A 23,772-nucleotide genomic window follows, 5' to 3' on the forward strand; every position below is an offset into this window, starting at 1 on the left:
ATCGGAGATTTCGGATGCCTGACTCCAAGGCTGTAGACTCGCGCACCATTTTGACGCGGCTTCGGGAAGTTCTTTCCGAGCCGGGTCAGGGGCAGGGCCAGGAACGTCTCGACCGTATCGTGAAGCTTATCGCGAACGGCATCGTTGCCGAGGTCTGCTCGGTTTACCTCAAGCGTGACGACGACACACTTGAACTTTGTGCGACACAGGGTCTGAACGCCGACTCCGTTCACCGGACCTGGCTCCGGCGCGGTCAGGGCCTCGTGGGTCGCATTGCCGACCGGGCAGAGCCGATCAATACCGCCGACGCAGCCAATACCAGCGGCTACATGCCGATCCCTTCGACCGGTGAGGAAGTGTTTTCCGCGTTCCTCGGTGTTCCGATCCTGCGGCTTGGTGAAGTGCTGGGCGTTCTGGTCGTGCAGAACCGGCAGAACCACGAATATTCCGACGATGTGATCTACGCCCTTGAGGTCGTGGCCATGGTCATCGCCGAGATGGCCGAACTGGGGGCCTTTGTTGGCCCAGGCCCGATGGAGATTGCGAGGCAGCACCGGGGTTCGGTTTTCGCCCGTGGCCTTCAGGGACAGGAAGGTGTGGCCGAGGGTGTCGTTGTGCTGCACGAACCCCATATCGTGGTCAGCCAGCCGATCAGTGATGACCCGGAGCACGAAACCCGGCGCCTGCACCAGGCGCTGGATGCGCTCCGCTCCGAGGTCGACGAGATGTTGTCGGCCGATTACCTGACGGCGAAGGGTGAGCATCGCGACGTTCTGAACTCCTACAAGATGTTCGCCAACAACAAGGGCTGGATCCGGCGGATGGAGGTGTCCATCCAAAGCGGTCTTGCGGCCGAGGTCGCGGTTGAGAAGGAACAGTCCGACACCCGCGCGCGCATGTCGCGCATTGCCGACGCTTATATCCGTGAACGGCTGCATGATCTGGACGATCTGTCGAACCGTCTGCTGCGCCTGCTTGCCGGAATGGAAGCGGGGTCCGGGCGGGACATTCCGGAGAACGCCATTCTGGTCGCCCGCAATATAGGTCCAGCGGAACTGCTGGATTACGGTCGGAAGCTGTCCGGTGTGGTTCTTGAGGAGGGTTCAGTGGGCAGTCATGCGGCTATTGTTGCGCGCGCACTTGCTATTCCACTGGTCATCCAAGCCCGTCGCATCACCCGCGAGGCCCAGAACGGGGATCACATTCTGGTCGACGGGGATCAGGGGCTGGTGCATCTGCGGCCGGAGGAAACCGTCGCCAAGGCATTTCGTGAAAAAATCGAGATGCTCACGGAGGCGCAGGAGAAATATGCGACCCTGCGCGACAAACCGGCCAAAAGTCGCGATGGTATCACCATTGACCTGCACATGAATGCGGGACTGATGGCTGATCTGCCAAGCCTACCGAAATGTGGTGCTACGGGGGTCGGGCTTTACCGCACCGAACTTCAGTTTCTCATTCGCGCCAACATGCCACGCCGCAGCGACCTGGCCGCACTTTACAGCCGTATCCTGAACGCGGCAGGCGACAAACCAGTGGTGTTCCGGACGCTGGACATCGGGTCGGACAAGGTGCTGCCCTACATGAACCGCGTTGAGGAACCCAATCCAGCGCTTGGCTGGCGGGCCATCCGGCTCAGTCTCGACCGGCAGGGTGTGATGCGGATGCAGCTTCAGGCGCTCTTGCGCGGGGCAAATGGCCGGGCACTGACGGTTATGTTCCCGTTCATTTCCCAGCTTTCGGAATTCGAGACCGCCCGGGGCCTGTTGCTGCGTGAGGTTGACCGGGAAGCCGCTCTGGGACACCCGATTCCGGAAACGCTGCGCATTGGCACGATGATGGAGACGCCGAGCCTTGCCTATGCGCCGGACAAGCTCTTCAAAATCACGGATTTCATTTCCGTGGGCGGCAACGACCTCAAGCAGTTCTTTTTTGCGGCTGATCGTGAAAACGAGCTTGTGCGGCGGCGGTATGACAGTCTGAGCACCAGTTATCTGAGTTTCCTGGAGCGCATCATTTTGCGCTGCCGAGAATTTGACACACCCCTGTCCTTCTGCGGTGAGGATGCGGGACGTCCGGTTGAGGCGCTGGCTTTTTCCGCAATTGGGTTCCGGACGCTTTCCATGCGTCCCGCCTCCATCGGCCCGGTCAAGGCGATGCTGCGTCAGGTCGAACTTGAGCAGGTGCGCGAACTGATTGAGGGCGCCAGGTATGATGGCGCTGAGAGCGCGCGCGACGCGATTGAAGGCTGGCTGACCCATTCCGGAGTGCGATACTAGGGCGCGACCGGCTTTCAGAGTGCCGCCTGCCGGGGCAGCAACCATCCCGCGACTTTTTCCTTAATTTATGTTAACCTTACGATTATCGGTCGCGCTCCCGGCGTGACCATGTATGGTTTTTGAGGTTCGGGATCATGGATTTTTTGCAGCACCCCATCGCGCTGGAACTACGATTACTCGCCGTCAACTGGATGTATATTCTGCCACAGCTCATAATATTGCTGTCGGTTGGAGCCAAACTCGGGCGCGGCATGGGGCTGCCAAACCTCTTTCGGGACGACAACCAGATTTACTCTCCCGAAGCCTGCTGGCGAAATTCGGATACTGATACCGCACCGGGAGGAATCCGGCAGGGCATTCCATTTGAATTACAGAAGCTGACGGCCAGTCCGGCATTCTGGACTGGATTTGGATTTGTCGCGGTTTGTGGCCTCTCGTGGATCGGGATTCACTCGGTTGGGGAAGCCCGATGCACCGTTGATGGACAGCTACGACACTGTCCCACCGAGCTGTTCCAGGAGAGCACCCATGGAGGGGCGGTAATGTGGCTGATTGGCGGGTTGGTCGTCGCTGGCATCACCATTGCGCTTTTCTCCTGGTTTGCGCTGCGGAGGAGGCTGGCTGATTTTTCGAGGCGCAGCCCGAAACGACAGTTGCAGGAACTGAAACGGACCGGGCTCGGATCGGCCCTCGGTTTCGCTTTCGTCATGATCTCGGTGTGGTTTGGTACGCTGGACATACCCGATCTGGCACCAGTCTCCACGGACCCGTTCCGTCAGGCGGCAATTCCCTATGCGATCTTCGTGTTTGCCGAGTTCATGCGAAAAAGCGCCCTGCCCTGCGTTTCCATTTTCAGCCTGGTGATTCTGTTTGAGATCCTCGGGTTTGGAATTCTTAGCCGTTTCGGGGAGTGGGCACCGTTTGTTGTTCTCGCGCTTGTCGGCTGGCTGGTCTACGCGAACTCGGGCGACAAAAAATTCAGCATCCCTGGGTTTGAACATTTTGCCGGCAACCCGCAGCACACGGAGAAGATGGCCCAGTCCGGAACGCCACTGCTTGAACCGCTGGATTGCCTGAAAGCATGGCATGCGCGGGCAACGCAAAATACCCCCGGGAAAAAACCGGTACTGGCTCTGCTCGCGACATCGGGCGGAGCCTACCGGGCGTCGTTCTGGACCAGTCTTGTGATGGACCGGTTGATTGAGGGCAGCGGCCTCGACGGACGCTGGCCGGGGCTCGCGTCCAACCTGCGGCTGATCACCGGAGCATCGGGCGGCATGGTTGCCGGGTCGTATTTTGTGGCGATGTCGGCGGAAGAGAAGCTGCATGAGGGCATTACCGATCGCATTTGTCGCGACACCCGCGAGCGCATGGGCGATCCGGATGGGGGAGATCGCGTCTTTCCAATTGCCCGCGACAGTCTGTCCCCGGTCGCGCATCAACTCGCACGCCGGGATCTCCTTAACATTATGCTGCCCATCGCCCCGAAAACCGACAGGGGCCGTGTGCTTGACCAGCAGTGGACGACCCTCTGCAGGCCCTTCCGGGATATTGTGGCCAAGGAACGCGAGGGGATTGCGACGTCGATTATTCTGTCACCTATGCTGGTCGAAACGGGGTCGGTGGCGCTGTTTTCGAACCTCAACCTTAAAGACATCCGACGGCGGGGTCTTAGACCGGATGCGCCCGCAAGCGATGTGAACAAGACATCCGTTGAGATTTTTGACGTCTTTCGCGGTGCCCATAACGGTGTCACATTGGCCACGGCAACCCGGCTTAATGCGACCTTTCCATATATCTCGCCCGCAATTTCGCTACCCATCAAACCCGGTCGGCGACCGGTGGATGCGGGGTATTACGACAATTACGGCGTGGACCAGCTGACCTCGTATCTTGAGGAGGACAGCATTGCGGACTGGATCACTGAAAACTGTGCCGGTGTCGCCGTGTTGCAGGTCCGGGCCTTCCCGGCGGATTCGCCCACCGAACTGGCCTCACCTCTCCAGAAAGCATTTCAGTTTCTTACCAGCCCGGTGGAAGGCCTGCTGAATGCGCGTGGGTCGAGCCAGCTTTACCGCAACGATCACAGCCTCAATCTTGTGAGAACGCGCTATAACCACAAAACGGGCCGTGAATTCCTCCGCTCCTTCACGTTTGAGGCAAACTCGGATGTCGCGATGAGCTGGTACACTCGATGCGATGAAATCCGTGCGCTCGATATCCTTCTTAACCCGCCACAAAAGGCCGAGCTGACCTGGGACGGGGATTTCCTCAGCCGGGCTGAGCCGGGTGGCGCGGAGGCAACGGACGAGGAGATCAAAGCGTGGATACGGGAGCGTTTCCCCGGCGAGGATGACATTTCATCCGGCATGCAGAAGGGTCAACCGAGCGCTGCGAAAGCCCAGTATCAACTAAGCCGTCAGAAGGTGGCCCGGGAGTTCCGCGCGCTGGAAACGTTCTGGCACCATCCGGAGAAACCGGACCCGCGCTATCCGAAAGAGAACAAGCTGAGTGAACCGGCGCCGACGGCTCCAGACGCGACGCGGGAGGCTGAAAGGGAGCTCGAGGACAGCTGATCTCAATCCCGGTCGTGCCAGCCCCGCACCATGCCGGACACGCCATCAAAAGACCCAGGCACAAGCTCGCGGGCCAAGATGCGGTCGGGATTTGTGGGAGGTGGAAATTCGAGACCGGGGGCGACGTCGCGGCGGAACCCGAAGCGGCGGTAGTACGGTTCATCCCCGATCAGCACGACCCGTGACCAGCCTTTGTGCTCAGCGACCCTCAGGCTTTCATCCACAAGTATCGCGCCAAGCCCCTCGCCCTGGCGCGTTGGGTGTACGGCGACGGGACCGAGCAGCAGCGCCTCGTGACCGGCGTCACCGATCCGGATCGGCCAGTAGCGGATGGCACCGGCGACGGCGTCGTATTCATCTCGGGCGACGAGGCAAAGCCCCTCAACGGGGTCGACCCCATCCCGCAGCCGATAGGACGACAGGGCGGTACGGCCTGGCGCAAACGCCAGGTCATAGAGGTATTCGACCTCCTGGAGGTCTACCGCCTTTTCACTGTTCAGTCGAAACATTGTCCGGCCACGAAAATCCTGAGCGCGTAACCCACTGGACAGGTGGATAACACGCTCTTATGGGTGACGGAACATTGAACTTACCGGGGGCTTTCCATGTTTTATCAACCAGGAAAAACGGATCACGGCCTGCCGCATAATCCATTCAAGGCGCTGATCACGCCCCGCCCCATCGGCTGGATCTCCAGTGTGAACCCAAAGGGTGAAGCAAACCTCGCGCCGTTCAGCTATTTCAATGCCGTGGCCGACACGCCGCCCATGATCATGTATTCCAGCACCGGCACCAAACGTGACGGATCAGCCAAGGATACCCTGAGCAACATCCGGGCCACCGGGGAGTTCATTCACCACATTGTCGGACGGAACATGACCGACGCGATGAACATCTCATCGGGGGATTACCCAAATGGTGAGGATGAGTTCGCGAAAGCCGGTCTGGAAAAAGTACCCGGTGAACTGGTGGCTGCTCCACGCGTCAAAACCGCCGATGCGGCCATGGAATGCCGTCTGTGGAAAATTATCGAGCTGCCGGGAGAGAATAACCATATGGTTATCGGAGAGGTAATTGGCATCCACATAAGCGAGTCCATTTTGGTTAACGGAATGGTGGATCCGTTAACCTATGAGCCCATGGCCCGGTTGGGATACAGGGACTACTCGGCGGTGGAGAAACGGTTTTCGCTGAATCGACCGGGGCAAAAGTGACTTTGAACGCCGTTTTTGGGCCGATTGTTTCAAAATTCGGGCCGGATCAGGCCTGCACCTAAAAAAAATGACTTTTTCCACTTAAAGGTGAGTGACAGTCAATTCTGTTAAACCTTTGGTAACCAATTCGGGCGAAAAGGGTCTTGTCCAACGAGTTGGACAGTTGCTTGCAAACCATCAGACCCTCCAGTCTGGATATCGCGCCTTCTCCTTCCCCCCCCCCCAAAGGAGAAGGCGCAGTCTTTTCCAGAACAGCCAAAAAAATCAGGCCAGCACGGCACCCGGGTTGAGAATACCCAGGGGATCCAAAGCCTGTTTCAGGGCGCGCATCGCCTTCAACTTCGCGGGGTCGCCGTACCTTTCGAGGTCCGCAACTTTCAGGCGACCCACGCCATGTTCCGCGCTCACAGAACCGCCAAATTCATGAACCGTTTCATGGACCAGTTGCGTCGCAGGTTCGCGGTACCTGTCATAGTCTTTTCGATTAGCGCCCTTGGGTCCGTAGATATTAAAATGCAGGTTGCCGTCGCCCAGATGTCCAAAACAGTTCAGGCGCAGGTCCGGGTTAAGGTCCTCAAGCAGGCTTCGTGCCTTGCCGATGAACTCGGCGATGCGACTGGCCTTGAGCGAAACGTCGTGGCTGGCAACCGCGCCCACCAGTCGGTTCGCCTCGGGAATGGATTCGCGGACGTTCCAGAAGGCCTCACGCTGGGTGCCGCTTTGTGCGATCAGACCGTCGGAAGCCGCACCCTCCTCAAAGGCGGCTTCCAGCGTTGCCATAAACCGTTCCTCAACCATCGCGCCCTGTCCATCCGCGGCTTCGGTCAGGACCAGCCATTCGCTGTCAAAATCGGGGGGGATAGGGACGTCCGGCATCTTCTCCCGGAGAAAATCGAGGCCTTGCCGGTGAATGAGTTCAAACGCGCTGATCGACCCACCAAGGGAGCCGCGCATCAGGTTGAGCAGTTCGAGCGCCTCATCAGGGCTTCCGACGGCAATCCAGCCCGTCACCGTTTCCCTTGGCACTGGATGCAGTCGCAACACGGCGGCAGTAATCAGGCCAAGTGTTCCCTCCGATCCGATCATCAGGTGGCGCAGATCGTAACCCATATTGTCCTTCACCAGACCGCCAAGACCATGATGAACCGTGCCATCGGCCATCACGCATTCGATCCCGAGACACAGATCGCGGGCGTTGCCATACCGGAGCACATTCACGCCCCCGGCATTCGTGGCAAGCAGGCCCCCGATGCAGGCCGTTCCCTGGGACGCCAGAGCAAGAGGAAAGAGCCGGTCGACGTCTGTTGCGGCGTCATGCACATCTGAAAGCACCACACCGGCTTCGGCCACGATGATGTTGTCGCGAGGGTCAACCTCCCGAATCGTGTTCATGCGCTCGAAAGAGATCAGAACCGGCTCCGGCCCTGTTTCCATGACCTGCCCACCAACCAGGCCGGTCCCACCGGAGCGGGCAACCATGGCGACACGCGCGTCGGAACAGATCTTTACAGCCTTGGCGAGGTTCTCCGCGTTTGAGGGGCGAAGGACAGCACCAGCCCGGCCGTGATGGCGACCTCGAGGTTCCTCCAGGTAGCGCGGTTCAACCTCCCTGACACCACCCGGACCGAGCACCTGCTCAAGTTTTTCGAGCGTTTCCGCGTCCGCGGGTGCGTGTTCGGGTCTGTCGGTCAAAATTCTGACTCCATGTGTCTGTACTGGCGGCGGTCGAGACGGAGTTTCGAGTAAAGAACATGGTCGCGCCACTGTCCATTGATCTGAAGGTAGCTCTCCGCGCGGCCTTCCTCTACGAAGCCTGACCGCTGCAGGAGGCCCCGCGACGGCGTGTTTTCCGGCAGGCATGCGGCCTCAATGCGGCTCAGGTCCAGAACCGAAAACGCGTGATCGGTAACTGCCAGAAGCGCCTCAGACATATAGCCCTGGCGCGCATGGTTCGGTCCGATCCAGTAACCAACCGACCCGGTCTGCGCCGGACCACGACGAATGTTGTCGAGTGTAATCGCGCCGAGCAATTCCTCATTATGGCGCGATATTAGGAACATGGAAAGCGCCCGGCCATCATCGCGGGCACGGCTCGCCCAGTAGACCCGCGCACGAAACGAGCGTTTGGAGAAATGATCCGGCGACCAGGCCGGCTCCCAGGGGCGCAGAAAATCCTCGCCTTCCCGCCGCAACGTGCTCCAGTTGGAATAGTCGCGCATTTCGGGGAGCCGGAGAACCATCCGCTCCGTTTCCAAAATCGGCAGGGTACGCCGCCGCCGCAGAACCAACCCCATCACAGCACCCGGTCAGGCGGCCAGTCTGGCCGACAGGGTCGCAAGGTCGGGCGCATCCGCCGGAGAAGGCCCGAGCAGCACGAGAGCCGGATCGGCCCGGACCACCAAATTCTGTGCGTAGTTTTTGATTTCTTCGGCGGTGACGGCTTCAATCTTGCCGAGTGTCTCGTCAATAGGGAGGATGCGGTCCCAGACGGAGAGGTTTCGCGCCAGACGCTCGGCCCGTGCGGAGGGGCTTTCAAGCCCCATGAGAACGCCCGCTTTGAGCTGCGCCCGCGCCCGATCGATCTCAGCGGTCTCAAGGCCCTCGGCGGCGCGGCGGATCTCATCCATCGTCACCTCGCAAAGATCAAGGATCTGATCCGGGCCGGTTCCGGCATAGATGGTCATCATGCCCGTATCGGAATATGCTCCGGTCTGCGCGAAGATTGTATAGCACAGCCCCCTCGCCTCGCGAATTTCCTGGAAAAGACGGGACGACATTCCACCGCCAAACGCACTGGAAAAGAGTTGTGCCGCGAAGATTTCTTCGGACCGGATATTGGAGGATTCCAGCGCCAGCGCCATGTGAACCTGCTCCAGTTCGCGATGCTCACGGCGTTCCCCGCCGGAGTATTTCGCGGCCTGGACCGGCAGACGCGAGCGGGCCGGAAGATGTGCAAACAGCCGCTCCGCGCAGGCGATCAGTCGCTCAGGGTCAACGGCACCGGATGCGGCCAGAATTATCTGGTCAGGTCCATAGCGCTCACCTACAAAGCCGGCCAGATCGTCGCGACCAAAATTTGACACGCGCTCGGCGGGGCCGAGGATCGTACGACCCATCGGCTGCTCGGGAAACGCGGTTTCTTGCAGCCAGTCGAAGATAATGTCATCTGGCGTATCGAAAGCCTGACCAATCTCCTGAAGAATCACACCGCGCTCGGTCTCAATGTCCCCCTGCGAGAACAGCGGGTTGAGGATGATATCCGCGAGCAGATCGAGCGCGTTCTCGACATCGGCCGCGAGAACGCGGGCAAAATACGCAGTCATTTCCTTGCCGGTATAGGCGTTGATGTAACCGCCCACGTCCTCGATCTCTTCGGCAATCCGGCGGGCAGTTCGGGTTGGTGTGCCTTTGAACGCCATATGCTCGAGGAAATGCGCGATGCCATTTTGCTCAACGCGTTCGTGGCGGCCACCCGCGGTCAGATAAAGGCCGACGGAGGCGGAATGGAGGCCCGGCATGGGTTCAACGGCAATTCGCAAACCATTCGAAAGTCTATGAACAACCACACTCATGCAACGGCCTCGCCAGCCACAATCGCTTTGATGGCTTCAAGATCATTGGCCACCCGCGTGATCCGCTCGGGACGGTCAAACAGATCGGCCATGTGCCGGGGAAGCTCGGGACGAATGCCGCAGGCCTGCTCCACCGCATCGGGGAACTTGGCGGGATGGGCCGTCGCCAGGACCACCATTGGTACGGTAGGATCGCGCTCAACGACACGTGCGCCATGAATGCCGACGGCGGTATGGGGACAGACGACTTCCTCAGTCTGCTCAAGTGTCGCGCGGATTGTGGCGAGTGTCTGTTCCTCAGAGGCGCGTGCGCTGGAGAACCCGAATTTCAACCGCTCAAGTGCGCCCTGGGACAGTTCGAAGCCGCCGGCCCACTTGAGGTCATCCATGAGTTGAACAACGGCTGTGCCCTCACGGTCGTAGAGCTCAAAGAGAAGCCGCTCGAAGTTCGAACTGATCTGGATGTCCATTGACGGGCTCACCGAAGGCTGCACCGTTTCGCAGGTGTGTGCACCGGTTTCGAGTGTGCGATGCAGAATGTCATTCTGGTTCGTGGCTATGACCAGGCGGTCAATTGGCAGCCCCATGGATTTCGCAACGTAGCCGGCAAAAATATCGCCAAAGTTGCCGGTCGGAACCGTGAAGCTCACCTTGCGACCGGGCGCACCGAGGGCCACTGCAGCCGTGAAATAATATACCGCCTGAGCCAGGACCCGCGCCCAGTTGATCGAATTGACACCGGCCAAACCTACGGAATCACGGAAGGTATGATCGTTGAACATGTCCTTGAGACGGGCCTGGGCATCGTCGAAGTCACCGTCGATGGCCAGCGCGTGAACGTTTGCATCATCCGGCGTTGTCATCTGCCGCCGCTGAACGTCCGATACGCGTCCATCGGGATAGAGAATGAACACCTCGACCCCCTTGCGCCCCCGGAAAGCCTCAATCGCGGCGGAACCCGTGTCACCACTCGTGGCGCCAACAATGGTCACGTTCCGTCCCGACCGGGCGAGGCTTGCCTCGAACAGCTGCCCGATCAACTGCATTGCGACATCCTTGAACGCCAACGTCGGTCCGTGAAACAGCTCCAGCAGCCAGTCATTCGGCCCGATCTGCACTATCGGCACGCGCGCCACGTGCCGGAAGCCGGAATAGGCCCGCTCGATAATGCCTTTCAATTCCGCGTCAGTGAACGCTTCCCCGATGAAGGGTTTCATCACCCGAAACGCAACCTCCTCATAGGAGAGCCCGGCGAGCCCGGCGATTTCCTCCTGGCTCAACTGCGGCCAGGTTTCCGGCACGTAAAGACCACCGTCGGTCGCCAGTCCGGTGAGCATCGCCTCCTCAAATCCAATTTTCGGGGCCTGACCACGGGTAGAGACATACTGCATTACAATTCGGCTTTCGATTCACTGATCCGCGCGTTTGATACGCCAAAGCAGATAAACTGTCATCACCGCCCACACCAGAGCCAGCAGGAACCAGGTGACGGCATACTCAAAATGGTTGTTGCGAATGTTGACCGTCACCGGCATCGGAACGGGCTGGTTTGGATCGCTGCTGGCGGAGGTGACCAGCAACACCGGTTCGGTCTCAAGGTGATCAGCCATTTTCGGCACGTTTCTTGCGAGCCACACATTCTTCTCAAGATCGGGGTCGGCGGTATAGCTGTCGGTCTCCCGCGGCCAGTCGAGGGCGCCCTCAACTTCAATGGGGCCGAGGTAACGCTCAGCGTCCTTATCCGCGATGGGCACAAACCCACGGTCGAGCAGAATGCGCCGTCCAGCCGCCGTTTCGAAAGGAACGATCACCCGATAGCCGACGCCGTCACCGCTGCGGGACGTGTAGACATGGATTTCTCCAGGCAAAATCTCTCCGCTCTCTCGGACCAGAAGATACCGACTGTCCTCGGGCGTCGGCTCATCCGGCAAGGCGACCGACTCGGACTCCAGGCGCGCCTCGATACTCGCGATGATGTCGTTTTTCCACGCGAGCCTGCGGACCTGCCAAAACCCGAGGTTGAGCAATATTGCTATTCCTACCAGCCCAAAAATTAGCGGGCCAATCATTCTTCGCGTCATACGCTCTCATTCTCCGCCGAGGCACGGGAAAGTGTCATTACGCCCATACATTCACCGATCTTCACATCACACATTCCGCACATACAAACACCAGTTCCCCGGCAATCAAAATGCGACGGGTTCACTGCAGCCATTGCACCCCAAAAACAAAGCGGGCCCCCGAAGGGGCCCTGCCATATCGCCGGAAGCCGGATAATTTTAGCCACCCCAGATGTAGACGGCGGCAAACAGGAACAGCCAGACCACATCGACGAAGTGCCAGTACCAGGCGGCCGCCTCAAAACCGACATGCTGTGTCGGCGTGAAGTGGCCCTTGTAGGCCCGCAGCAGACATACGGCCAGGAAGATCGTGCCGACAATCACGTGGAAACCGTGGAAGCCGGTCGCCATGAAGAAGTTCGCGCCGTAAATGTTTCCGGAGAAACCGAAATGCGCGTGGCTGTACTCATATGCCTGGAAGATCGTGAAAACGACACCGAGCGCTACCGCAATCCACAGACCCCATTTCAGGTGATCCCGATTGTTTTCATGGGCAATCGCGTGGTGCGCCCAAGTCGCGGCACAGCCGGAACATAGAAGGATCAGGGTGTTGATGAGCGGCAGGTGCCACGGATCAAATGTTTCGATTCCCGGGGGAGGCCACGTGTTGTCGATTGCGTCCATCGGGTACATGGCGTGCTTGAAGAACGACCAGAACCAGGCGGCGAAGAACATGATCTCGGAAACGATGAACATGATGACGCCATAGCGCAGACCGATCTGGACCACCGGAGTGTGGTCGCCGGCCATGCTTTCGTCGACAACGTCAGCCCACCAGCCGTACATGCAGTAGAGCACACCGGCCAAACCAATCAGGCAGACCCAGGGGCCCATTCCGTGAAACCACAGGATTGCACCCGTGAGCATGACGAGCGCGCCGATGGCACTGAGGAACGGCCAGATACTCGCGGGTAGAATATGGTAATCGTGGTTCTTTTGACCGGCCATCGCAGGCTCCTTGGTTATTGTACGGAGATCTGATCGGATCCCAGCCCGACCACCTCAATTTCCGGCTCGACCGCCAGGGAACCCGTTTCGGTTTCCGGCAGATCGGTGCGGTGCATGGTATAGGACAGGGTAATGTAATTCACGTCTTTTGTTTCCCGGTCCAAAAGGATCTCGGGGTCGACGTAAAACGTGACGGGCATCTCGACGGTCTCGCCGGGCTGCAGCACCTGAAGCTCGAAACAGAAACAGGCAATTTTAGAGAAGTAGCCTCCCGCGGAATAGGGCGCCACATTGTAGCTTGCCGCACCGGCAACGGGCTCGTCGGACGTGTTGGTGGCCTCATAGAATGCCAGCCCGGTTTCGCCAATCTTGATTTTCATCGTCCGTTCAACGGGATGAAACTCCCAGGGAATGCCCGGGCTCACGTTGGCATCGAACCGAACGGTGATTTCCTGATCCGTTATGTGCACGTCCGTGCCCGCATCGGCCACGGACGTCGTTCCGCCATAGCCGGTTACGCGACAGAAAAGATCATAGAGCGGTACGGCGGCAAAGCTCAGTCCGACCATGACTGCAACCACAGTGGTCAAGGTCATTGCAATACGGCCGTTCTTGTTTTTCGCTTCAGGCATGATCTACTCCTCCTCTGCGGGAAGCAGGCTGTTTCGCGTCTGGTGGTCGAAACCTTCCATGCTGACGCCCTGCGTGAGTTTGACCACGGTAACGGCGAACACAATCAGGACAAATGCACCCAGTACAAGGCCAAGCCCGACATTGCGGCTTTTGCGTCTACCGAAAATTTCGTGACTGTCAGGTCTCATGAGCGCCGCCCCATCACATTAGAACCGGAAGGCTGACCGGCGCAAACCCGACCACGCGCAATCCAGCCTCAACAAGGATCAACACGAAGTGCAGGAACAGGTAGAGGATTGAGAAGCCAAAGAAGCGCTTCTCCACCTGGAACCGGTCTCCAGCAGCGACGTCGTCAGTACGGCACCAGATTTTCCAGGCTCCGAAGCAGAATATTGCATTCAGGACGACACTGCCGACCAAATACACCGAGCCGCCAATGGAGGTGAATGCCGGTGCGATTGCGATGGGTGCCAGCAGAAGAGTGTAAACCAGAATGTGGTTGCGCGTTGAGCGCGTACCGGCAACCACGGGCAGCATGGGCACGTTCGCACGTGAGTAGTCATCATTGCGGAACAGCGCCAGCGCCCAGAAATGCGGAGGGGTCCAGATAAAGATCAGGGCGAACATCAGCACGCTCTCGATCGACACGCTGCCGGTTGCGACGGCCCATCCGATCATCGGAGGGAACGCACCGGCAGCGCCACCAATTACGATATTCTGTGGCGTGGCCCGTTTGAGCCACATGGAATACACCACAGCGTAGAAAAAGATCGTGAAGGCCAGAAGTCCCGCAGCGACGGGATTTGCGAATAGGCCCAGCATGACGACCGAGAACACGGCCAGAACCAGACCAATTGCCAGCGCCTCGCCGGGCGAAACCCGACCGGAGGGAATGGGACGCGAAACCGTACGGGACATGACCGCGTCAATATCCCGGTCCCACCACATGTTCAGAGCACCGGATGCACCGGCACCCACCGCAATACACAGGATCGAGGCAAAGCCGATCACGGGATGCGTGGCAACCGGGGCTGCGAAGAGCCCGACAAGTGCGGTGAAGATGACCAGGCGCATGACGCGCGGCTTCAGGAGCTCGACGTAATCGCCAAACTCCGTTTCATGCTCGCGTGCTGCGTCAGTCCAGCTGGCTTCGGTCATTCAGGTGCCCTTAGTTGGCCTGTGCGACTTCCGCGTCGGGGCGCACGCCGCCATGTTCCTCGATTGCCCAGTCGAGCCAGGCCTCATAGGCCTCCTCGCTGACCACCTTTACGGTGATCGGCATGTAGGCGTGATCTTTGCCGCAAAGCTCGGAACACTGGCCGAAGTAGATGCCTTCCTCCTCAGCCGCGAACCAGCTTTCGGCAATCCGGCCTGGAACGGCGTCCTGCTTCACACCAAATGCCGGGATGGTCCAGGAGTGAATCACATCAGCACCGGTGACGAGCATTTTGACCGTCGCGCCGACCGGAACAACCATCGCGGTGTCGGTGGCAAGCAGATACGTGTCGGGTGTGTAACCGAATTCCTCGAGCTCGTCCTTCTGGAGCATCAGGCTGTCGAACACCATTTCGTAATCGGGGTATTCGTAGGACCAGTACCACTGGTTGCCGGTCGCCTTGATGGTCACGTCCGGCTCGGGTACCTCAAGCTGCTTGAAGAGGATGGGAAGCGAGAACGATCCGATAACGATCAAAATCAAAACCGGAACCAAGGTCCAGGCAATCTCAAGAGGCGTGTTATGCGTGAAGGTCGAGGGGTTCGGGTTGGCCCGCTTGTTGAAGCGCACGATGCAGTAGATCAGCAGCGCAGTGACGAAGAGAACGATAACCAGCATAATGGAATGCAGGAAGGTATCGAGCCAGTGAATGTCATGCGCCAGTTCGGTCGCGGCCGGCTGAAAACCCGTTCCATCGGGAGTTGGAATACCAATGACCGGGAGATCCGTAGGCTCACCCTGCGCCGAAGCCTGGGTGGATAGCACGGCTCCAAACAGGGTTGCTGATGCTCGACCGATCCATTTGTTTACCATATCCACCGTCCATTTTTTCGGCTGCCCACAAACCCGCCGTCCGGGTCGTCGGGAATCTTGTATTGTAGCTGGGCGCAGATCAACCATATTAAACAATAAAGAACAAGACTTGGAGTGACGATGGTTCACTGCCGGGACGTCATTTTCACCGCACTGGAGACATTTCATGCAGACCTCCCCGAGATTCCGCCCGTTTGAAACTTCGCTGGATGAGGCGGAGGCTCTTGATGTGTTGCGATCCGCAACCGACGGGGCCGATGACGGGGAGCTGTTTCTGGAGCGCAAACGCTCGGAAGCCCTGGTTTTTGATGACGGACGCCTGAAAACCGCAACTTACGACGCGTCGGAGGGGTTCGGCCTGCGGTCGGTACGCGGGGAAACCGCCGGTTATGCCCATTCGACTGAAATATCCATCAGCGCGCTAAAACGCGCCTCGGAAACTACCCGGCTGGCTGTGGGTGCGGGAGGCGGGACGCTTGCCGACGCCCCGGCGGCAACCAACCAGCGTCTCTACACCGATCTGGATCCCTTCGATGACGCTGAGTTTTCCGTGAAGGTCGATCTGCTGCGTGAGATTGACGACTTCCTGCGCTCACAGGATCCTTCGGTGGTTCAGGTCACCGCGAACATGGCAGCTTCCATGCAGGAAGTTGAAATCCTTCGGCCTGAAGGACTGCGCCTCGCCGAGGCCCGTCCGATGGTGCGCCTTAACGTATCGGTGATCGTTGAAAAGGACGGCCGCAGGGAGTCGGGCTCCCATGGTGGTGGTGGACGCGCCGGGCTTTCGACCGTTATGGGCGAGGACAACTGGAAGCCCGTCGCGCTTGAGGCCCTGCGCATCGCGAAGGTCAACCTTGACGCGGTACCGGCGCCTGCTGGGGTGATGGACGTGGTGCTCGGGCCGGGTTGGCCCGGCATCCTTCTTCACGAAGCCGTGGGCCATGGCCTCGAGGGCGATTTCAACCGCAAGGGGACGAGCGCTTTCGCGGGTCTCATGGGACAACAGGTCGCTGCGAGAGGTGTGACGGTGGTCGATGACGGCACCCTGCCTGACCGGCGTGGGTCAATCAGTTTTGACGACGAGGGCACGCCAAGCGCCCGAAACGTGCTGATTGAGGACGGCATACTCGTAGGCTACATGCAGGACCGCCAGAACGCCCGGCTGATGGGTGTGACACCCACCGGAAACGGACGTCGCCAGAGCTACGCGCATATCCCGATGCCGCGTATGACCAACACAATCATGGAAAACGGCACTTCTGATCCGGCGGATGTTCTTGCGGGAATGAAGGACGGTATTCACGCGGTCGGATTTGGCGGCGGCCAGGTGGACATCACCAACGGAAAGTTCGTCTTTTCCTGCACTGAGGCCTATCAGGTGCGCGACGGCAAGGTCGGAGCACCGGTCAAGGGTGCCACTTTGATCGGGGACGGGGCCACCGCGTTGATGCACATCCGCGCGGTCGGAAACGACATGGCCCTGGACCCGGGTGTCGGCACCTGTGGCAAAAACGGCCAGGGCGTGCCGGTTGGCGTTGGTCAGCCTTCGCTTCTGATCGGCGGCCTCACGGTCGGCGGAAGCGCGGCGTAGGGTCTCAACAGCTACGCTGTTCGGCGCAGTCGCGATCCGGCGACCAGCGCCATCACACCTCCAAGCAGCAGCAGTCCGGACGCCGGGATCGGCACGGCCGTCACCACATATGGCGATATCTCGATGAAATGTCCGTCGCGGTCCTTCTGCACCAGATCACTGAGGTGAATTTTGCGGGCCTCCCGGCGGGTCAGTTCCAGAGACCCGTGGTTATAGGGCTCCATCAAACCCCGTTCCGTATGAGTCAGTCCAAGGGTGTGACCGATTTCATGGGCCTGCAGGGAGGTGCCTTTGGACGATGCGGAAAAAACTGATTCTACGATCGTTCCCGAATCTCCTATCCATCCGCATCCGATGATGGTGTGACCATATCCATCACAGTAGGTTATGCTGTCGACGAAAAGCATACCAATTGCGGGCTTCGACGCGGTTGAGAAGCTGTAGACCTCATTCAGGTCATACTGATCGTCAATCTCCAGGAGATGTGGCGCGTTGAGTTCCCGGGTCGGCCGGATCACCACGTCTATAGGTTTGTTCCCAAAAGACTTTTGAGAGAACACGGCATCAAGACCGGGCTCATCAATGGTCACAAATGCCGCATGTGCGGCGCTGTTTCCAAGTAGCAACGCCAGTGATGCGGCCAAAAAACCGCGCACTGACGCGCGCGCCAAGTAACGTATCGACATATCCCAGTTACCCCCAGTACCCGAAATAATACCCGTTGGGACTATACCCCACCCGCAGCTCCGGTGACACCTGGAAAGAAAAATTGCTCCGGGTGAGCCGGGATCCGCCCGACACACGATGCTGTTGAGGCTCCGTTAACGGGTTCCGGTGTTGCTGGCAACATGACACGAACCCTACAGGCTGAAACTCCGGTTTCGGGCAAAATCCCGCCTGCGGCGCTGCCCAGATCGCTTCCCGCGCAACTGGACTGGTTGCGGCTGTTCCGGTCGCGCCGGGTCGGCCCCGCCACATTCATAAGGATGATCCGCAAACACGGGTCAGCGACGGAAGCGCTCGGGGCCCTGCCCGATGTCGCCGCAGCGGCCGGGGTGAAGGGCTATGAGGCCTTCCCACTTGCCGATGCGGAAAGGGAATGGGAGGCGGCCCTCGCCCATGGAGCGGTTCCCCTGTTGCTCGGCTCGCCGGATTACCCGCCACTGCTGGCCACGGCGGCTGACGCCCCGCCGTTTCTATGGGCCATGGGCAACATCGACACCGGACAGCGTCCGACCGTCGCGATTGTCGGCGCACGCAATTCCTCCGCGCTTGGGGTCCGCATGGCGACACGCATCGCGGCGGAACTGGGCGAATTGGGATTTGTCATCGCCTCCGGGCTCGCCCGCGGCATCGACACCGCGGCCCATCGAGCCTCCCTTGAGACCGGCACCATCGCGGCGCAGGCCGGTGGCATCGACGTCATCTACCCTAAAGAGAACACGGATCTGGCTCAATCCATCGCGGAAAAAGGTCTGCGCATCTCGGAAATGCCAATCGGCCATGATCCCCGCCCCAATGACTTTCCCCGCCGCAACCGGATCATATCGGGTTTGGCGCATGGTATCGTTGTTGTTGAGGGTGCCCTGAAATCCGGCAGTCTTATTACGGCGCGCAATGCGCTGGACCAGGGACGGGAGGTGATGGCAATCCCCGGCAGTCCGATGGACGCGCGCGCCGGAGGCTGTAACCAGCTTATCCGCGACGGGGCAACACTCGTGCGCAACGCGGAAGACGTGGCCGAGGCCCTCAGCGTCATTCTCACTCACGGCCCCCAACCGAGGCGGCAGGAACGGGCACCGGAGCTGGTTCAATCTTCAGCGCCCCCGGCAACCACCGGAGGCACACCAGACATACTGTCCCTGCTCGGACCAACACCGGTCCCGGAGGACATTCTGGTGCGCCAGTTGGGGCAACCGGTTTCGGAAGTCTCGGCAGCACTGGCCGATTTGGAGATCGCGGGCCAGGTCCGCCGACATCCAGGTGGCCTGATCAGTCTCGCCTGAACCGAATTACTTCTGCGCCGACCATGTGACGAGATGGGCGGGCGCATCGAAAGCCACCCGACCGTCGGACCCTACAAGTCCAGCAAACTCCTGCTCCGCTGCGGCCACGAGCGCCTCGAACTGATCTTCGTCGATCATGTCCGCGAGGGTCCAGCCCCGCACGTCCATCCGAACCCATTCCCGAATGGACTGAAACCTTGCGGTGCCAACCCTTGTCTCAACAACCGCATCGTTAAATCCACCGGATGCCAAAACGCCGGCCAATACATCCCTGTCGCCAAGCACGTAGGGTGCGCGCAGGGCATCTGCGACCTCGCGCCCGAACATCCGGTCAAGGAGGCTGATCATCCCGGCATAACCCTCTGATGTCTCCACCCGATCCCAGACTGAGAGCGCCACTGCGCCTCTTGGCGCAAGCACACGTCGCATTTCCCGCAATGCCGCTTCACGATCCTCGAAGAACATTAGCGCGAACTGACAAAGAACGCGGTCAAAGCTGCCGTCTTCAAACGGCAACGCCTCGGCCATTCCATCCACAAACTCCATGTGTCGCGCGCAGTTTTGCCGCGCCACATCCAGCATGCCGTCGTTCCGGTCGATCCCGGTTACGTTGCCGCCAGGACCAACTATCTCCGCCGCCGCCCGCGTGGTCGCGCCGGTACCGCAGGCGACGTCGAGTACCCGCTCTCCCTGCGCCACCCCCGCCGCGCGGCAGAGCGGTTCTCCCCACTCTCCAAACAGTGCCGGGACGAAAAACCGGTCGTAGATTTCTGCCGCACTTGCAGAAACCTGTCCTTTAGCGGCCGCATCCATTTCCATAATCATGTCACATGACCTCCCTCTGACTGTTCAGGCATCATGAACCCACGGGGGTTTTGTGGTATAGTTCTAGATCTGTACCGGCGAAGGGAGGATGAGATGAAATCCTGGGGCCAGTTCTGCCCGGTCGCCAAAGCGGCAGAAGTGTTTTGCGAACGCTGGAATGCCCTGATCATTCGCGACCTCGCCCAGGGACCGCGGCGTTTTTCCGAACTCAAACGCGGCGTGCCGCTGATGTCGCCCTCCCTGCTTTCGAGCCGTTTGAAATTGCTCGTCAGCGAGGGGGTTATCCGCAAGACCACGGGCAACGGGCCGGAAGCTTATGAACTGACCGTCGCTGGTCATGAATTCGTGCCAGTGGTGGAGGCTCTCGGCGTCTGGGGCCAGCGCTGGACCCGCCGGGAGCTAAAGGAACATGAGATCGACCTTGGCCTGCTCGTTTGGACCATCGAGAGCACTGCGAACGCGAACGCGTTTGGAGAGCGGCGCTGCCTCATCCGCCTGGAACTCACGGACCAGCCTGAGTCGAAGCGCTTCTGGTGGTTTTTGAACGAGGACGGTCATTGCCAACTCTGTGTCGGCGACCCGGGTGGCGATGTGCACCTATACCTCGCCTGCACGCTTCCGGACTCTATCTACATCATCCGTGGCGACCTGACAGTCGCGACAGCTATCGCGTCCGACCGCCTTGAGGTCCTGGGCGAGCGATGGGCGCGCGACGGATTCATACACTGGCTCAACCTTTCGCCCCTGACCGGGATCGCTTCACAAAGACCGGCGATGAACGCCTAAACCCGATTTGCAGCCGCTGCGAACACCCTTCGGGCCCCGCAGGCGACAAGCTCACTGTCGTTAAGCAGAAAAGGTCTCTCAAACGGTTCCATCGGCAACGCCTGTATCTGGAACATATCCTTGGTTCTCCCGCAATTTTCGCGCTACTGGTGTTGCCAGCACCTCCATACCCGTTCGACCCGAAACCTGCGCAAAATACGGTCACCTCGTTCCGGAAGCCGCCGATCGCATTCTGCTGACGGTTGACAACCCTTACTGTCACGATCATTTAACCGCCCGTCGCGCATCCGGTGTCCGGGTTGCCCCGTGGAGAGTTAAATGGCTGTAGTTGTTGTCGAATCGCCCGCCAAGGCAAAAACCATCAACAAATACCTCGGTAAGGATTATACCGTTCTGGCCTCCTATGGACACGTTCGCGACCTCCCGCCAAAGGATGGCTCAGTCGATACGGATAACGATTTTGAGATGAAATGGGAGGTCGCCTCCGCCAGCCAGAAACACGTTCGGGCGATTGCGGAGGCCCTTAAGGGCGACGACAAGCTCATTCTCGCGACCGACCCCGACCGCGAGGGCGAGGCCATCTCGTGGCACCTGCTTGAAGCGCTGACCAAACGTCGCGCGGTGAAGAAATCCACCGATGTTGAGCGCGTTGTTTTCAACGCAATCACGAAAAATGCTGTCACCACCGCCATGGAACAGCCACGCGACATCGACATGGAACTGGTCGAGGCCTACCTTGCGCGGCGGGCGCTGGACTATCTCGTTGGGTTTAAACTGTCTCCCGTCCTGTGGCGCAAACTGCCTGGCGCAAAATCGGCCGGCCGAGTGCAGTCCGTGACCCTGCGTCTCATCGTTGAGCGCGAGATGGAGATTGAGGCGTTCAAGCCACGTGAATACTGGTCGGTGAAGGCCATTCTGGCCACACCATCGGGCGAGACCTACACCGCGCGCCTGACCACGCTGGACGGCAAAAAGCTGGACAAGTTCGATCTGGGTGACGAGGCCGCCGCCACTGCTGCGGTTAATGCCATCAACTCAAGTGATCTGAAGGTTGCGAGTGTTGAGGCAAAACCGGCCAGTCGCAATCCGTCGGCGCCATTCATGACCTCCACGCTTCAGCAGGAGGCAAGCCGCAAGTTCAGCTTTGGCACCCGTCAGACCATGTCGACGGCCCAGCGCCTCTACGAGGCCGGGCTGATCACCTACATGCGTACTGACGGTATCGATATGGCACCTGAGGCCGTGATGGCCGCACGCGACGTGGTCAAGGACCGCTATGGCGACAGCTACGTGCCGGAAAGCCCGCGCATGTACAAAAACAAGGCGAAAAACGCGCAGGAAGCCCACGAATGTATTCGGCCGACGGACATGTCAAAACATCCGTCCGACCTGGGAAATCTCGAGGCGGACCAGCGCAAGCTCTACGATCTGATCTGGAAACGTTCCGTTGCGAGCCAGATGGAGGCTGCCCGTTTTGAGCGCACAACGGTTGAAATTGTCGGCGGTGACGCTGTCGGTCTGCGTGCAACCGGTCAGGTATTGAAATTCGACGGCTTCCTGAAGGTATACTCCGAAGGCCGGGACGATGTTCAGGACGACGAGGGCGATGATGCCCGTCTGCCGCAAATTACGGAGGGTCAGGCTGCCGAACGCCGGGAGGTCACGCCGGAACAGCATTTTACGCAGCCACCGCACCGTTACACCGAGGCCACTCTGGTCAAGCGGATGGAAGAACTCGGCATTGGTCGCCCGTCGACTTACGCCTCCGTTGTCACAACAATCCAGGACCGCGACTACGTCCGCAAGGAGAACAACCGCCTGTTCCCGCAGGATAAAGGCCGTCTGGTAATCGCCTTCCTGCAAAACTATTTCGGGCGCTACGTCGATTACGACTTCACGGCGGACCTCGAAGAGGATCTGGACAAGGTCACCACCGGTGATCAGGACTGGAAAGAACTGCTGTCCAGTTTCTGGAAGGATTTTTCCGCTGCACTGGGTGAAACCACCGAACTGCGGATCACGGACGTTTTGGAAAAGATCAACGAGGTTCTCGAACCGCACCTTTTCCCCGTCACGGAGGATGATCCGACCCCGCGGGTGTGTAAAGCCTGTGGAACGGGACGTCTTTCCATGCGGACCGCACGCTCTGGGGGAGCCTTCATCGGCTGCTCCAACTACCCCGAATGCCGCTATACCCGGCCGCTGGCCGGCGAGGTTCCCGGTGGCGACGCGGCCGGTCCGGATGGCAAGCATCTCGGTTACAATGATGATGGTGTGCCCGTCTCGATGCGTGTCGGTCCCTACGGTCTCTATGTGCAGCTTGGAGAGGTCACTGAGGAAACACCGAAACCCAAGCGGTCCTCCATTCCCAAAGGCATGGACCCGGCGGCTGTTGATCTGGAAAAAGCCCTTGAGCTGCTCTCCCTGCCCCGCCTGATTGGAATGCATCCGGAGGACGGCGAGAAGATCGAGGCGAACCTTGGGCGATTCGGTCCTTACGTCAAACACGGCAAGACCTACGCCAATATCAAGGACCCTGAAGAGGTATTCACCATCGGCATGAACCGTGCGGTGGAGCTGATTGCGGAAAAAGTTGCCCGTGGTCCCGGACGTGGTCGTGCCGCCGCAAAGCCACTACGCGAACTGGGTGAGCATCCCGATGGCGGCGTCATCGGCGTCTACGACGGGCGTTATGGTCCTTATGTCAAATGGGAGAAAACCAACGCGACCCTTCCCGATGAGATGGACAAGGACAGCGTTACCCTGGATCAGGCGGTTGAGCTGATTAACGCCAAGAAACCAAAGAAAAAAACTGCTGCAAAGAAGAAGCCGGCCGCCAGGAAAAAAGCACCGGCAAAGAAGAAGGCCACTCCAAAAAAGGCAGCTGAATAACCCTGTCGGCGGAGTGCTGACCGACCTGTTTCGCGGGGCGCGGACACGTGCCCTATGCCCGTGTTCCTTTGCAGTGCACTCGTCAAGCGATACGTCAGTGGCGTTCGATGCGTGTTTCCAAAATGCCGAAAAATCGCGCAACGCGCTTTCGGCTGTGGATAATTTATTGGTGATCCGCAAATTTTCGGCTATCGTCATAGTTGAATAAAATTTTATTCACATTGATTGCAGGCTGCCGTGCCTGTGCTGGTCGACGGGAACAATGAAATGAAGGCTCCAGAACGACATTCAGAATCGTTAG

Annotated in this window: 20 protein-coding genes; 7 read left to right on the forward strand and 13 right to left on the reverse strand. The window is 59.3% G+C overall.

All coding sequences use genetic code 11. The features are described from left to right. The first annotated feature begins 14 nt into the window (after positions 1–14). Positions 15–2,279 carry a phosphoenolpyruvate--protein phosphotransferase gene (gene ptsP / locus ACP15P_RS16845; RefSeq protein WP_424929622.1) on the forward strand — a complete coding sequence of 755 codons (2,265 nt, stop codon included), beginning with the start codon at positions 15–17 and terminating at the stop codon, positions 2,277–2,279. Positions 2,280–2,413: 134 nt separating this feature from the next. Then, positions 2,414–4,855 carry a hypothetical protein gene (locus ACP15P_RS16850; protein ID WP_424929623.1) on the forward strand — a complete coding sequence of 814 codons (2,442 nt, stop codon included), beginning with the start codon at positions 2,414–2,416 and terminating at the stop codon, positions 4,853–4,855. A gap of 2 nt (positions 4,856–4,857) precedes the next feature. Here the strand turns inward: ACP15P_RS16850 and ACP15P_RS16855 are convergent, their stop codons facing one another. Then, positions 4,858–5,364, reverse strand: coding sequence for a GNAT family N-acetyltransferase (locus tag ACP15P_RS16855; RefSeq protein ID WP_424929624.1), 507 nt, complete (start codon positions 5,362–5,364; stop codon positions 4,858–4,860). A gap of 96 nt (positions 5,365–5,460) precedes the next feature. Here ACP15P_RS16855 and ACP15P_RS16860 point away from each other — a divergent pair, with 96 nt between their 5' ends. Further along, positions 5,461–6,069 carry a flavin reductase family protein gene (locus tag ACP15P_RS16860; RefSeq protein WP_424929625.1) on the forward strand — a complete coding sequence of 203 codons (609 nt, stop codon included), beginning with the start codon at positions 5,461–5,463 and terminating at the stop codon, positions 6,067–6,069. 264 nt (positions 6,070–6,333) lie between these two features. Here the strand turns inward: ACP15P_RS16860 and ACP15P_RS16865 are convergent, their stop codons facing one another. The 10 genes from ACP15P_RS16865 to coxB all read right to left on the reverse strand — a co-directional run bounded on the left by ACP15P_RS16865 (position 6,334) and on the right by coxB (position 15,371). Then, complete coding sequence (locus tag ACP15P_RS16865; RefSeq protein WP_424929626.1) at positions 6,334–7,761, reverse strand: FAD-binding oxidoreductase; 1,428 nt, start codon at positions 7,759–7,761, stop codon at positions 6,334–6,336. Then, positions 7,758–8,363, reverse strand: coding sequence for a GNAT family N-acetyltransferase (locus ACP15P_RS16870; protein ID WP_424929627.1), 606 nt, complete (start codon positions 8,361–8,363; stop codon positions 7,758–7,760). Before ACP15P_RS16870 ends, ACP15P_RS16865 begins: the two co-directional genes overlap by 4 nt. Positions 8,364–8,375: 12 nt before the next feature. Then, positions 8,376–9,641 carry a M16 family metallopeptidase gene (locus tag ACP15P_RS16875; protein ID WP_424929628.1) on the reverse strand — a complete coding sequence of 422 codons (1,266 nt, stop codon included), beginning with the start codon at positions 9,639–9,641 and terminating at the stop codon, positions 8,376–8,378. Further along, positions 9,638–11,032: a threonine synthase gene (gene thrC, locus ACP15P_RS16880; protein WP_424929629.1), complete on the reverse strand. Its 1,395-nt coding sequence runs from the start codon at positions 11,030–11,032 to the stop codon at positions 9,638–9,640. Before thrC ends, ACP15P_RS16875 begins: the two co-directional genes overlap by 4 nt. An 18-nt stretch (positions 11,033–11,050) precedes the next feature. After that, complete coding sequence (locus ACP15P_RS16885; RefSeq protein ID WP_424929630.1) at positions 11,051–11,722, reverse strand: SURF1 family protein; 672 nt, start codon at positions 11,720–11,722, stop codon at positions 11,051–11,053. A gap of 198 nt (positions 11,723–11,920) precedes the next feature. Continuing rightward, positions 11,921–12,709, reverse strand: coding sequence for a cytochrome c oxidase subunit 3 (locus tag ACP15P_RS16890; RefSeq protein ID WP_424929631.1), 789 nt, complete (start codon positions 12,707–12,709; stop codon positions 11,921–11,923). Positions 12,710–12,723: 14 nt separating this feature from the next. Then, positions 12,724–13,341 (reverse strand): cytochrome c oxidase assembly protein, encoded by a 618-nt coding sequence (locus ACP15P_RS16895; protein WP_424929632.1) that lies wholly within the window; start codon positions 13,339–13,341, stop codon positions 12,724–12,726. Positions 13,342–13,344: 3 nt separating this feature from the next. After that, complete coding sequence (locus ACP15P_RS16900; RefSeq protein WP_424929633.1) at positions 13,345–13,530, reverse strand: hypothetical protein; 186 nt, start codon at positions 13,528–13,530, stop codon at positions 13,345–13,347. 13 nt (positions 13,531–13,543) lie between these two features. Then, on the reverse strand, positions 13,544–14,500 hold the full coding sequence (gene cyoE, locus ACP15P_RS16905; RefSeq protein ID WP_424929634.1) for a heme o synthase: 957 nt from the start codon (positions 14,498–14,500) through the stop codon (positions 13,544–13,546). A 10-nt stretch (positions 14,501–14,510) separates the two neighbouring features. After that, the gene (coxB, locus tag ACP15P_RS16910; RefSeq protein ID WP_424929635.1) at positions 14,511–15,371 is read right to left on the reverse strand and encodes a cytochrome c oxidase subunit II; all 861 of its coding nucleotides are present in this window, start codon (positions 15,369–15,371) and stop codon (positions 14,511–14,513) included. 166 nt (positions 15,372–15,537) lie between these two features. On the opposite strand from coxB, the gene tldD reads away from it, so the two are divergent. Continuing rightward, entirely contained in the window at positions 15,538–16,962 is a 1,425-nt protein-coding gene (tldD, locus tag ACP15P_RS16915) for a metalloprotease TldD (RefSeq protein WP_424929636.1), read from the forward strand. An 11-nt stretch (positions 16,963–16,973) separates the two neighbouring features. Here the strand turns inward: tldD and ACP15P_RS16920 are convergent, their stop codons facing one another. Then, the gene (locus tag ACP15P_RS16920) at positions 16,974–17,648 is read right to left on the reverse strand and encodes a VPLPA-CTERM sorting domain-containing protein (protein WP_424929637.1); all 675 of its coding nucleotides are present in this window, start codon (positions 17,646–17,648) and stop codon (positions 16,974–16,976) included. Positions 17,649–17,810: 162 nt separating this feature from the next. Between ACP15P_RS16920 and dprA the strand changes: the two genes are divergently transcribed. Further along, positions 17,811–18,968, forward strand: a complete 1,158-nt coding sequence (gene dprA / locus ACP15P_RS16925; protein ID WP_424929638.1) for a DNA-processing protein DprA — start codon at positions 17,811–17,813, stop codon at positions 18,966–18,968. Positions 18,969–18,974: 6 nt separating this feature from the next. Here dprA and ACP15P_RS16930 read toward each other — a convergent pair whose 3' ends face one another. Further along, on the reverse strand, positions 18,975–19,793 hold the full coding sequence (locus ACP15P_RS16930) for a class I SAM-dependent methyltransferase (RefSeq protein ID WP_424929639.1): 819 nt from the start codon (positions 19,791–19,793) through the stop codon (positions 18,975–18,977). Between the two features lie 93 nt (positions 19,794–19,886). Between ACP15P_RS16930 and ACP15P_RS16935 the strand changes: the two genes are divergently transcribed. After that, positions 19,887–20,579 (forward strand): winged helix-turn-helix transcriptional regulator, encoded by a 693-nt coding sequence (locus tag ACP15P_RS16935; protein WP_424929640.1) that lies wholly within the window; start codon positions 19,887–19,889, stop codon positions 20,577–20,579. Positions 20,580–20,897: 318 nt separating this feature from the next. After that, positions 20,898–23,471 carry a type I DNA topoisomerase gene (topA, locus tag ACP15P_RS16940; RefSeq protein WP_424929641.1) on the forward strand — a complete coding sequence of 858 codons (2,574 nt, stop codon included), beginning with the start codon at positions 20,898–20,900 and terminating at the stop codon, positions 23,469–23,471. Positions 23,472–23,772 lie beyond the last annotated feature (301 nt).

It is taken from the genome of Amaricoccus tamworthensis (assembly GCF_049800875.1).
GTDB lineage: Bacteria > Pseudomonadota > Alphaproteobacteria > Rhodobacterales > Rhodobacteraceae > Amaricoccus > Amaricoccus tamworthensis.